Genomic DNA, 11,375 nt, shown 5'->3' with positions numbered 1-11,375 from the left:
GTCAGACCCCCACCCTGCGGATACCTCATACAACCGGCATACCGCGACGATCAACAACAGTCAGCCCCTACGACAACCCGCCTTCAAGGTCAGTAGTCCTCGACCGTCAGCACGTCCTCGACAGGACGCCGTGGCGTCCGGGCTCCGGTCGGCCCATAGCCCAGCCGGATCACCATCTGGACATGTCCGGTGCCCGAGACCGGATCCCGTAGCACCCAGCGGAGCTCAGGCCATTCGAGAGGTTGAGTGGCGAACGAACTGCTCAGCCGGTGGAGTGTGGCGGTCAGGAGGACCCGTTCCACGGCCTGTCCTGCGCGCAGCCAGTCAACCGGTTCGTCGGCCTCTGTGCTCACCATCGCGAGTTGGGGGGTTTCCTCGAAGTCCGCCCAGGCTCGGTTCTCCACCGGAACACGCCCGGCGAAGTCGCGTACGGGTGCCGCTCCGCCCCTCTTGAACGGCCCGAAGGCGTAGCCCGGGATTCCGTCCGCCGACGCCGCGGTCGTGGCGTCCCGGGTCCAGCGGGCGGTCTCCGCCTCCCGGTCCGCGTCCATGTGGTCGTACCCTTCGGCATCGCGAATCAAGTCGAGCACCGTCCCGAGATGAGCCCCGGTAGGGAAGGTGAGGTACGCGTCTTCACCGCGTGCCGCTTCCGCGAGCGCGCACCGGACGTCGTCCGGGATCCGACGGCTCGTGAAGGGGTACCGGCTCGTATGGCGGTCCTGGATGGCCGGATACAGCACGGCGAGCCCGTCAGTCGGTCTCCCGCAGGGTTCCTCCACGTGGACCGTCGCCACGAGCTCCGGCCTCGCGGCGACGGGCAGCAGGGCGGTGACCGCCGACAGGCCGGCATGGGCCGCCGCGACCCGCAGATTCAGCAGAGCCGCACCGCAGCCGATGTGCATCCCGCGTGTGCTGGGGTCGGCGTGTGGAAGAGCCCGCGCCCGGTCCGCGTAGAGGCCGATGGTGCGGTTGCCCCGGGTGTAGTGGAAACGCCAGGGCTGCGCGTTGTGCATCGACGGCGCAGCGGTGGCATCGCGGACAAGTCCGGCCACGATCACGTCGTCCAGTGTGCGTGCGGACACCAGCGCCTCCCGTCATTTCGTGTGTCGCCTCCAGCTTCGTGAGAGGCGACGCCCCAGAACAGGGGCCGGTAGGGCCTTGCGACAGACCGGTCGGCCCTTTTCCGGTCGGCCGTGCGCCGTCTTCCCGTGCCCCGGAAGGGCCGGACGGCTCATGCCCCGTGGCGGGCAAGGCAAAGAGGCTGGAAGAGCGGCCGCGCCCCTGCGGCCGGAACCGGGAACGGAGTGAGGACATGGACCACCGCAGGATCGATGAGCTCATGACCCGCGATGTCGTGAGCGTGCGGCGTGACACACAGTTCAAGGAAATCGCGAGGACGCTCGCGGACAACGATGTGAGCGCCGTACCAGTGCTCGATGACGCGGGCCGGCCGGCCGGGATCGTGTCGGAGGCGGATCTGCTCCGCAAGGCGGCCAGCCGATCCGATCTGTCCGGCAGGACGCCGCCGCCGGATCTCACGTCGTGGGAGCGTGCCAGAGCCGAGGGAAGTACGGCGGCGGATGTCATGTCCGCCCCAGTGGTGTGCGCGCATCCGCAATGGACCGTCGTGGAGGCCGCCCGCCTCATGGCGGCCCGCAACGTCAAGCGGCTGCCCGTGGTCGATGAGACGGACGCGGTGCTGGGCATCGTCAGCCGCGCCGACCTGCTCCGTGTCTTCCTCAGGCAGGACCAGGCCATTTGGGACGAGATCACGCACGACGTGCTGATGGCCACTCTGAACCTGGCGCCGTCGGAGGTCACGGTCGAGGTCCGGGACGGGCGAGTGACACTGCGCGGCACGTTGGGTGACAGCCGACTGATACCCGTTCTGGTACGGCTGTGCGCGAGTGTGGACGGCGTCGTCTCGGTCTCCGAACGTCTGACATCACGCCGGACGGACCCGAAGCGACCCGCCGCCCGCGCGGGGACCGGGACAGGCTCGTGAATCCGGTCGTCACCGTCGGCCTGGACGGGACCCCCGAGTCACGGTCGGCCACGCTATGGGCGCCGGACGAGGCAGCGGGGCCCCGCCAGGCCACTCTGCGTCTGCTGCACGCGCGGTTTCCGGCCTCCGGAGAAGGACCCCGACTGCCGCTGGGGTCTGGCGGGAGGTCATGGCCACCCGCGTGCGTGTTCTCCACGACCGATGTGCGTCCTCTGCTCGCCGAACGTGGGACCGGCCTGTCCCCGAGCCAGGTCTACCGGCTCGTCGTGGACAATCCGAAACGGCTCAGGATGAAAACACTGATGGCCGCGCTGTTCGCGGGCGAACCGGGGACGGCTCCGAGTACGCCTCGGAAATCCAGCGGCAGCCGACGGGGCCACTTCGGCGCCCCGCCCGCGCCGTCGTCGCGTACGACGGAAGAAGCGCGCCACGCGGTAGGAATGATGCGGGAACGGTTGACTGTCCGCGAGGGTTCGGCAGCCGTCGCCCCGTCAGCACCCGTCCTGGAGGTGTCCATGACCGAGCCGCGGGGCAGCGTGTCCCGCTTGCGTCGGCTGGCTCCGGGCCTTGCCGTCCTGGCGAGCTATCAACGTTCCTTTCTCAGGAGTGATCTGCTCGCCGGCGTGACCGTGGCCGCCTATTTGATCCCCCAGGTCATGGCGTACGCGGGACTGGCGGGGCTGCCGCCGACCGCTGGATTATGGGCGGCAATCCCCGCCCTGGCGTTCTACGCGCTGCTCGGCTCGTCCCGGCAGCTCTCGGTCGGGCCGGAATCCACCACCGCGTTGATGACCGCGACCGTGATCGCCCCACTCGCGGACGGCAATACCGGCCGGTACGCCGCACTGGCCGCGACTCTCGCCGTGGTAGTCGGACTCCTCTGCCTGCTCGCCTACGCGGCCCGTCTGGGATTCGTCGCCGACCTGCTCTCGCGGCCGATCCTCGTCGGTTACATGACCGGTGTCGGCGTCATCATGATCGTTGATCAGCTGCCGAAACTCACCGGCGTGCCAGTCAGCGGGTCGAGCTTCTTCCCGCAGCTCGTCTCCTTCTTCGGACAACTACCCCAGGCGCGATCGTCGACCGTCATGCTCGCCATCCTCGCCCTCGGGTTCCTCTTCCTCCTGACATGGCGGTACCCGAAGGCCCCCGCCTCACTGATCGCCGTCATCCTGGCCACCGCCGCCGTCGCCGCCTTCGGCCTGGACGAGCACGGCATCCGCGTGATCGGTATCATCCCCTCCGGTCTGCCCGCCCCCGCATTGCCCCACTTCAGCGACATGCCCGGCTTGCTGCTGCCCGCCGTGGGAGTCCTCCTCGTGGGGTACACCGATGTTGTCCTCACCGCCCGCGCCTTCGCCTCCCGCAAGGGACACGACATCGATCCCAACCAGGAACTCCTCGCCCTCGGCGTCTCGAACCTCGGGGCAGGGCTGGTACGGGGATTCCCGGTGAGCAGCAGCGCCAGCCGCACCGCGGTGGGCGACTCGGTCGGCAGCCGCACCCAGGTGTACTCGCTCACCGCACTGGCAATCCTGCTCGCGGTCCTGCTCTTCCTCAGCCCACTGCTCGCATACCTGCCCGTGACCGTGCTGGCCGCCATCGTCGTCTATGCCGCCGTCCGCCTGATCGACGTGTCAGGATTCCGCCGCCTGGCCGCGTTTCGCCGCAACGAACTCCTCTTGGCCATCGCCTCGTTGATCGGCGTCCTCGCCCTGAACATCCTCTACGGAGTGCTGCTCGCGGTGGGTCTGTCCGTCGCCGAGATGCTGTCCAGGATCGCTCGTCCGCACGACGCGGTCCTCGGGCGTGTCGCCGGTCTCGCGGGCATGCACGACATCGACGACTATCCGCAGGCACACACGATCCCGGGCATGGTCGTCTATCGGTACGACTCACCGCTGTTCTTCGCCAATGCCCAGGACTTCCAGCGCCGCGCCCTGGCCGCAGTGGACGCACACGACGGTCCGGTCGACTGGTTTCTCCTCAACGTGGAAGCCAATGTCGAGGTCGACATCACCGCGCTCGACGCCGTCGAAACGCTCCGCACCCAGCTGTGCGAGCGAGGCATCGTCTTCGCACTCGCGCGGGTCAAACAGGACCTGCGCGATGCCCTGGACGCATACGGGCTCACCGCTCGGATCGGACCGGAGCTGATGTTCCCCACCCTGCCTTCGGCCGTCGCGGCCTACCACAACTGGCGCCGCGGCCACCCTCCGCCAACCGGCGATGGCCGTGAGGCCCCGGCCTGAGCAGTTGGGCTGGAGCCCATGCGCGATCCGCGGCCCGAGCGGCTCGTACGGCCCTCAGAACCGACCGTAACCGTCGAGTAGTTCATAAAGTCGCTATATGGCAGGAAAACCGGGAAAGCGGCGAAGGAATGTGCCACGACCGCTGTACGAGCGGGAGCTGTATCGGCTGCAAACAGAGCTGGTGCGGCTTCAGGAGTGGGTTCGGGTGGCCGGCGAACGCCTTGTCGTGGTCTTCGAGGGACGCGATGCGGCCGGCAAAGGCAGCACGATCAAACGCGTGGCCGAATTCCTCAATCCTCGTGTCACGCGGATCGTCGCCCTGCCGCAACCCACCGAGCGCGAGCGTACCCAGTGGTACTTCCAGAGGTATACGGAACACCTCCCGGCAGCCGGCGAAATCGTGCTGTTCGACCGGAGTTGGTACAACCGGGCCGGTGTCGAGCGGGTCATGGAATTCTGCACGGCGGAGGAGCACCAGCGTTTTCTGCGCCAGTGCCCGGTCTTCGAACGGATGCTGGTCGAGGACGGAATCTTGCTCCGCAAGTACTGGTTCTCGGTCAGCGACCAGGTACAGGAACAGCGGTTCCGACGCCGTCTGGAAGACCCGGTCCGACGCTGGAAGCTCTCCCCCATGGACCTCGAATCCATCACCCGCTGGGAGGCGTACTCCCGGGCCAAGGACGAGATGTTCGTACACACGGACCTCGCGGAATCCCCCTGGTACGTCGTCGAGAGCGATGACAAGCGCCGAGCGCGACTGAACATGATCGCCCACCTGTTGTCGACCGTCCCTTACGGCACCGTGTCGGTCCCGGCGCTCGAACTGCCGCTCCGACCGCCCTCGACCGGCTACGAACGCCCACCGAAGGACTTGCAGTCGTACGTGCCCGATCACGCGGCCGGCCTGATGGGGTGACACCGCCCTGAACCGCTGTGCCATGTGCCGGCCGGGCCATAGCGCAGGGACCGGTCGCCACTCGTCGCGAGGGGAACCGTGACGGGAAACGGAGTGCTGATCACCACCGTGCCTGTCCCCGAATCGAAGACGGCCATCAGGGCGATCCCCATCCGACACGGCTGAGCCAGGAATGATGATGCGAAGAGTCCGCTTCTCCGTACCGTTCAGTAGGCTCTTCGTCGCTGGCGTGTCCGAGCCCCATCACCCCGCGACACGTCAGAGCAGAGATCCGGCGGCGTCGGGCGGGTCTGTCGGCCCGACGCCAGGCCCAACGAGATCGCACTCGACGTCCACAACTCCCTCTACTGCTCGCACCAGCCGGGTTGCCACAGGAACGAGCGCCGTATCGCGAACGCTGCCGCTGAGAGTGACCGCCCCTTCTGCGACGCTGACCTGCACACTCTCCCGGGAAACCCGAAAAAGGTTCTCAACAACGTCCCTGCGGATCTCCTCTGCGAGATCCTCATCGGTCCGGAGAAACACCTTGAGCAGGTCGGAACGGCTGACAATACCCTGGAGCATTCCCTCGGAATCGACCACGGGCAGCCGTTTCAACTTCTTCAGCGCCATGGTCCGTGCCGCCTGAGCCAGTGTGGCATCCTCGCGAACCGTGACAGCGGGGGCACTCATGAGTTGCTCAGCGGTCACCGCGCCCGCTTTACGCAGATCATCGAGGCGCCGCATCTGCTCAATGTGACTCGGATCCTCGTCCCGGAATTCCTCCTTGAGCAGCAGATCCGCTTCCGAGACCACCCCGACCACCCTGCCGTCGCCCTCAAGCACCGGCATGGCGCTCACCTTGCACTTCTCCAGTGTCTCGACCATTTCCTTGAACCCGGCCTGCCGACCGACCACAATCACGGTATGTGTCATGACATCACCCACGATGTGGGGCGTGTGGTGCATGCTCTCCTCCAGCCGGACTTCGGTGGCATGTCGCATGGTCTGCCCGCGGTCAGGCCAGGTGTATTCCGCGGCCCGCTCCCGAGTCCGTGATGGCTCGCCCGGCAGGTCGACGGCCGCTGCGTGCGAGGTTCCTGTGTAGCGGAACTGGGGCGTGACGGGCGGTTCGGGGGCGGCGCCGCAGGTCAGACTGCCGGTGTTGGACATGACGGCCTTGGAAACGCCGCACGCTCATGCTCCGCCGCCGAGTTCGGTGACGCAACCGGGGCGATCCCGGCAACGCCTGCGGGCATGGCAGCCGCGTCTCCGGGAGCCGAAGACGCCGGGTGGTTTGGGCCGTTCGGCCGCGAATGGTGGCCGGTGAGGCCCGTGCGCGGGCGTCTGAGCGCGGAGACCATGGCCAGTGAGCGTGGAGAACGGCGCCACGGAAACGGTGGCGGTCCGCTCGCGCCTGCCGACAGAACGACGTCGGCGCCACATGGGCCACGACGCCGACCGGGCACGCGGACGGTGAGGAGGAATCATGGACGACAACGGAAACGGCGGGGCCGTCGGGCGCGGACGTGTGGTCGTGGGCACGGACGGTTCAGACAACTCCATGAAGGCGGTGCTGTGGGCCGCGCACGAAGCCGCCGTCCGTCATCGGCCACTGGTCGTCGTCTACGGCACTCAGATCATCATCGACGTGACTCGAGAGGTCCTCGACAAAGCGGTAGCGCGGGTCGAGAAGGAATACCCGGAGGTCCCTGCCACCCCTATGCTGATCATGGCGACCGCGGCGGAAAGCCTGGTGGAGACGGCCGGGGACGACGATCTGCTCGTGGTCGGTTCGCGCGGACTGGGCGGGTTCAACGCTCTGCTCCTGGGCTCGGTCGGGCTCCGTGTCGCGGCTCGCTCGCGCGTGCCGGTGGTCGTGGTGCGGGGTACGGGGGACGAGGCAGAGCGCCCGGGTGCTCCGGTGGTGGCGGCGGTCAGGGACGACGGCGACCGTGCGGCACTGTATTTCGCCGCCGAGGCAGCCAAGCTGCGCGCGGTACCACTACATGTGGTGAGCGTGTGGAAGTTCCTGCAGAACGTGGGGAGCATGGCGACCACGGCCGATGACGTCAACCAGGTCGCACGCGGGGAGAGGGAGGCGACATCACGCCTGGTCACTCCCGTCCGCGAGGACTTCGCAGGCCTCGACATCACCGAGGAGACCGTCCGGGCCACCTCGGTGGCCGGAACTCTGGTTGAGATGTCCGGGCGGGCCGTTCTGCTGGTCATGGGGGCGCGCAGGCCGAGGAACCGGCTCGGCTCCCCACTCGGCTACGTCACTCACACACTCCTGCAGCACTCCGCGTGCCCGGTGACCGTGATACCGCGTGTCTGACCGCGATTGGCGAGCCTTACCGCGCTCATGCTGTTCGACGACGGTGGCCGCCACATCCGTCCCGTATCAACGGTGGGGCGAACCAACCGCGCGGCAAGCCTGCCCCGGGCGATCCCTGACGTACAGGTTCGCGTGGGACGGCCTGGCAATGAACCCCTGCCCCCGCTACGGCCCGCTGCGCCTCCACCTCACGCCGTCGACCAGCTCCGAAGAGCTGAGTCCGGCTGGAGTGAGCCATCACTCAAGGCATGCGATTCGTGGAAATCGAGCCTCCGCTCCCGCTGAAGTAATCAAGCTGCCAGGCGAGAGCGCATGGCGACAGGTTCGTGCGGTGCTTCCGCCTCAGGACGTGGAGGGGTCTTGCTCCTTTCGTGTTCTGTGTGCAATCTTTGAGCCATTCCCGCCATGGAAACGTTTCCACGAGGAGGTGGACCGGTGGCCACGATCAAAGATGTCGCGGTACGAGCCGGGGTCTCGCTGGGTACCGCATCCCGGGTACTCAGCGGCAGCAGCCAGACCTCGGCCGCTTCCCGGTCCCGCGTTCTCGCCGCCGCGGCCGAGCTGGGCTACATCGCCAACGGACCCGCCCGCTCTCTGCGGCGCTCCCGTACCGATGTGCTGGGGCTGCTTGTCTCCGACATCCGCAACCCGTTCTTCTCCGAGCTCGCGCATGCGGCGGAGCAAGAGGCCCGTCACCACGGCTACACCGTGCTGCTGGCCAACGCGAACGAGGACGCCGAACAAGCCGACGCGTATCTGCGGACCTTCGCCTCGCAACGTATCGACGGCCTGCTGTTCTCCCCGCAGGGCACGGTCTCGCCGCAGCTCGCGGCCACGCTCACCTCCGGACTGCCGCTCGTCTTCCTGAACCGTTCGATCGAGGGCGTCGACGCCCCGCTGTACGGCACCGACAACGCGCAGGGCGTCGGGCAGGTCCTGGCCTGGCTGCAGCGGCGTGGACACCATGACGTGGCGTTCATCGGCGGCCCCGACACGGTCTCCACCGGTGCGGAACGCCGTGCCGCCTACCTTGCCGGGCGTGAGAAGCACGGGATCAGCACCGACGACAGGCTGCTGGACGCAGGTGACTTCCTGGCCAGTGGCGCGGCCGAGGCGATGTGTCGTGTCATCGACCGGGAAGTCCCTTTCACCGCCGTCTTCGGCGCGAACGGCCTGACCACCCTGGGGGCGGTGCGCGCGATGCGCGAGCGCCTCGGCGCGGAGCGCGCAGCCCGCATCGAGGTCGTCTCTTTCGACGATCTCGACTGGTTCGAGTTCGCATCACCACCCATCAGCGCCGTCCGCAATGACGCCTCGGCAATCGGCAGCCTCGGCGTGCGCGCACTCGTCGACCTCCTCGCCGGCCGCGCCGTGTCCGGGCAACGCATCGCCACCTCCTTTGCCGATCGGTCACCGGGAGGCATCCGATGAGTCTGCGCACCGCCGTTTCGGGCAGCGTCACCATGGACGATGCCGTCCGCCCCGGCCCAGTACCCGGCCCCGGTGAGACCACCGGCGCGCACTCCTCGACAGGGGCTTCCGACCGTGTTGCCCGCCAACTCCGCGGCGGCAAGAGCGAGCAGACACGCCACCCGCGCCAGTGCCGCCGGCACAACAGCCCCCGGCACCACCATCACCGGTTACCTCGCAGCTGCGCACACTCCATCGGACAGCGACCACGCGCGGCGCCCGCTGCCGCCCCGCCCGCCGCCACCCGGCACGGCGCCGCGACACCCATCCCCCGCCGGGCCGAACGCGAGCCCGCCCTCTTCGAACGGACCAGCCGATGAGAGTCGCCCTCGGGGCAGACCATGCCGGGTACCCGCTGAAAGACGCCGTGCGCCGAGCCATTGAGGACCTCGGACACGAGATCGTCGACTGCGGCACCCACACGTGCGATCCCGTCGACTTTCCCGACATCACCCGGGCCACCTGCGACACGGTGCTCTCCGGAACCGCAGACCGGGCCGTGCTCGTCTGCGGCACCGGCCAGGGTGCCGTCATGGCCGCGAACAAACTGCCCGGCATCCGCTGCGGTCTCGCTCATGAGCCCTACTCCGCCCACCAGGCCGTCGAGCATGACGATGCCAACGCCATCGCCATGGGGGCCTGGCTCGTCCCGCACGCCCTCGTACCCGACATCATCCGCGAGTTCCTCGCCGCGACCTTCGACGACGACGAGGACACCCGCCGCAGAGTCACCAAACTCAACGCGCTCGACACCCTGATCCCACCGGCCTGACACCACCGGCGGGCAACCCCGCCGCACCCCGTCCATACGACACCGCCACGCGTCGCCCCGGCGTACCCGAAACCACCGCAAAGGCCCCCCGGCCCCGGTGAGCGGTGCGGTCCGCGACCCCCGCCTCACACAAACACCACCCGGAGAACACCCGCAAGGAGACCCCATGTCCACCAGCACCGTCGCCGGACAGCGAAGCGTGCTCGGAACGAAAGACCGCGTCAAGACCGCAGTCGCCGCAGCCGTCGGCACCAGCGTCGAGAACTACGACTTCATCGCCTACGGAACCGCCTCCGCACTCTACTTCGGAGCCGTCTTCTTTCCCGAGAGCGACCGGTTCGTCGGCACACTCCTGTCGTTCGCCACCCTTGCGGTCGGCTTCGTCATGCGCCCGCTCGGCGGCGCGATCGGCGGCTACTTCGCCGACAGGCTCGGCCGCAAACCCGTCCTCGTCGCCGCCATGGTCGTCATGGGCGCCGCCACATTCCTCATCGGCGTGCTGCCCACCTACGGGCAGGCCGGCGTCCTCGCACCGATCCTGCTGGTCGCGATCCGCATGATCCAGGGCCTGGCGTTCGGCGCCGAATGGGGCGGAGCGATCACCATGGCCTACGAACACGCACCATGGCACCGCCGCGGTATGTTCGCCGCCATCCCCCAGTCCGGCAACCCCCTGGGCATTGCCCTCGCCAGCGGCGTCTTCGCCTGGAGTGCCACACTCGACGGCGACTGGCAGTGGCGAACACCCTTCCTGCTCAGCGCCGTCCTCGTCATCGCCGCGCTGATCGTGCGCTCCCGGCTCTCCGAATCCCCCGAGTTCCAGGAGGTCCAGGCCAGCGGCAAGACCGAGAAGAACCCCCTCATCGCAACACTGCGCCACGACTGGTCGAGCATCCTGCGCGTGATCGCGCTGCGCGTCGTCGAATCCTTCGCCTACTACTCCACCGCCACCTACCTGCTCAACTACATCACCGAACGCGACCCCGATCTGCGTCCCGTAGCCCTCGGCGCCATCACAACCGCCAGCGTCCTGGCCATCGCCGTCACCTTCCTCGCCGGCACCCTCACCGACCGCATCGGCCGCCGCCCCCTCTACATCGCCGGCTGCACAGCAGCAATCCTCTTCGCCTTCCCGATGTACCTGCTCACCAACACCGCCCACCCCGCACTGATCGTCACCGTGTTCATCATCGGCATCGGACTGATCCACGCCACCCTCACCGGAACACAAGGCGCCCTGCTCACCGAACAGTTCCGCACCGCCACACGCACCTCGGGAGCCTCCCTCGGCTACCAGATCGCCGCGGCCATAGGCGGCTTCGCACCACTGCTCGCCACCGCACTCGTCGGCGCCTTCGGCTGGCCCGGCGCCGCCCTGCTCTACCTCGGCGCCGCCGGAGTCGGCCTTGCCGGAATCCTCACCACCAAAGAAACCTGGGGCCACCACGAACGCGAACGAGTTCTCGCCCTCGTCGCCGAGGAACGCCGCCCCTGACGTCGCGGGGCGACGGTACGAACCCTGAGCGCCCCGCCCATCCGCGCCACGGCGCTGCCCACACTGCCAGGGCCCCAGAACGAGGACCGTCTCGCCGACCACGTGCGCGCCCGCACACTGCCGCTAAGGCCACCGCAGCTGCAGATGG

9 protein-coding genes are annotated in these 11,375 nt (G+C 68.2%); 7 read left to right on the top strand and 2 right to left on the bottom strand.

The annotated features are described in order from the left end of the window. Nucleotides 1-89: 89 nt before the first annotated feature. Nucleotides 90-1,082, bottom strand: coding sequence for an Acg family FMN-binding oxidoreductase (locus tag ACFRKB_RS29195; RefSeq protein WP_383109531.1), 993 nt, complete (start codon nt 1,080-1,082; stop codon nt 90-92). A gap of 230 nt (nt 1,083-1,312) precedes the next feature. Here ACFRKB_RS29195 and ACFRKB_RS29190 point away from each other — a divergent pair, with 230 nt between their 5' ends. The 3 genes from ACFRKB_RS29190 to ppk2 all read left to right on the top strand — a co-directional run bounded on the left by ACFRKB_RS29190 (nt 1,313) and on the right by ppk2 (nt 5,173). Then, entirely contained in the window at nt 1,313-2,005 is a 693-nt protein-coding gene (locus ACFRKB_RS29190; protein ID WP_383109530.1) for a CBS domain-containing protein, read from the top strand. Nucleotides 2,006-2,520: 515 nt separating this feature from the next. After that, on the top strand, nt 2,521-4,257 hold the full coding sequence (locus ACFRKB_RS29185; protein WP_383109529.1) for a SulP family inorganic anion transporter: 1,737 nt from the start codon (nt 2,521-2,523) through the stop codon (nt 4,255-4,257). Between the two features lie 97 nt (nt 4,258-4,354). Then, the gene (gene ppk2 / locus ACFRKB_RS29180; protein ID WP_383109527.1) at nt 4,355-5,173 is read left to right on the top strand and encodes a polyphosphate kinase 2; all 819 of its coding nucleotides are present in this window, start codon (nt 4,355-4,357) and stop codon (nt 5,171-5,173) included. 258 nt (nt 5,174-5,431) lie between these two features. Here ppk2 and ACFRKB_RS29175 read toward each other — a convergent pair whose 3' ends face one another. After that, on the bottom strand, nt 5,432-6,121 hold the full coding sequence (locus ACFRKB_RS29175) for a CBS domain-containing protein (RefSeq protein WP_383109544.1): 690 nt from the start codon (nt 6,119-6,121) through the stop codon (nt 5,432-5,434). 520 nt (nt 6,122-6,641) lie between these two features. Here ACFRKB_RS29175 and ACFRKB_RS29170 point away from each other — a divergent pair. From ACFRKB_RS29170 to ACFRKB_RS29155, 4 genes are all read left to right on the top strand, one after another. Beyond that, the gene (locus ACFRKB_RS29170) at nt 6,642-7,490 is read left to right on the top strand and encodes a universal stress protein (RefSeq protein ID WP_383109526.1); all 849 of its coding nucleotides are present in this window, start codon (nt 6,642-6,644) and stop codon (nt 7,488-7,490) included. A gap of 435 nt (nt 7,491-7,925) precedes the next feature. After that, nucleotides 7,926-8,921, top strand: a complete 996-nt coding sequence (locus ACFRKB_RS29165; RefSeq protein ID WP_383109525.1) for a LacI family DNA-binding transcriptional regulator — start codon at nt 7,926-7,928, stop codon at nt 8,919-8,921. A 355-nt stretch (nt 8,922-9,276) separates the two neighbouring features. Next, nucleotides 9,277-9,732 (top strand): RpiB/LacA/LacB family sugar-phosphate isomerase, encoded by a 456-nt coding sequence (locus ACFRKB_RS29160; protein ID WP_383109524.1) that lies wholly within the window; start codon nt 9,277-9,279, stop codon nt 9,730-9,732. 166 nt (nt 9,733-9,898) lie between these two features. After that, the gene (locus ACFRKB_RS29155) at nt 9,899-11,227 is read left to right on the top strand and encodes an MFS transporter (RefSeq protein WP_383109523.1); all 1,329 of its coding nucleotides are present in this window, start codon (nt 9,899-9,901) and stop codon (nt 11,225-11,227) included. The last annotated feature ends 148 nt before the right edge of the window (nt 11,228-11,375 follow it).

This window comes from Streptomyces scopuliridis (genome assembly GCF_042790125.1).
GTDB lineage: Bacteria > Actinomycetota > Actinomycetes > Streptomycetales > Streptomycetaceae > Streptomyces > Streptomyces scopuliridis_A.
This window is presented reverse-complemented; position numbering and strand designations above follow the sequence as displayed.

Coding starts and splice junctions, on each gene's coding strand:
- ACFRKB_RS29190 (WP_383109530.1), top strand. CDS start 1,313: ATGGACCACCGCAGGATCGATGAGCTCATGACCCGCGATGTCGTGAGC.
- ACFRKB_RS29185 (WP_383109529.1), top strand. CDS start 2,521: ATGACCGAGCCGCGGGGCAGCGTGTCCCGCTTGCGTCGGCTGGCTCCG.
- ppk2 (WP_383109527.1), top strand. CDS start 4,355: ATGGCAGGAAAACCGGGAAAGCGGCGAAGGAATGTGCCACGACCGCTG.
- ACFRKB_RS29175 (WP_383109544.1), bottom strand. CDS start 6,121: ATGCACCACACGCCCCACATCGTGGGTGATGTCATGACACATACCGTG.
- ACFRKB_RS29170 (WP_383109526.1), top strand. CDS start 6,642: ATGGACGACAACGGAAACGGCGGGGCCGTCGGGCGCGGACGTGTGGTC.
- ACFRKB_RS29160 (WP_383109524.1), top strand. CDS start 9,277: ATGAGAGTCGCCCTCGGGGCAGACCATGCCGGGTACCCGCTGAAAGAC.
- ACFRKB_RS29155 (WP_383109523.1), top strand. CDS start 9,899: ATGTCCACCAGCACCGTCGCCGGACAGCGAAGCGTGCTCGGAACGAAA.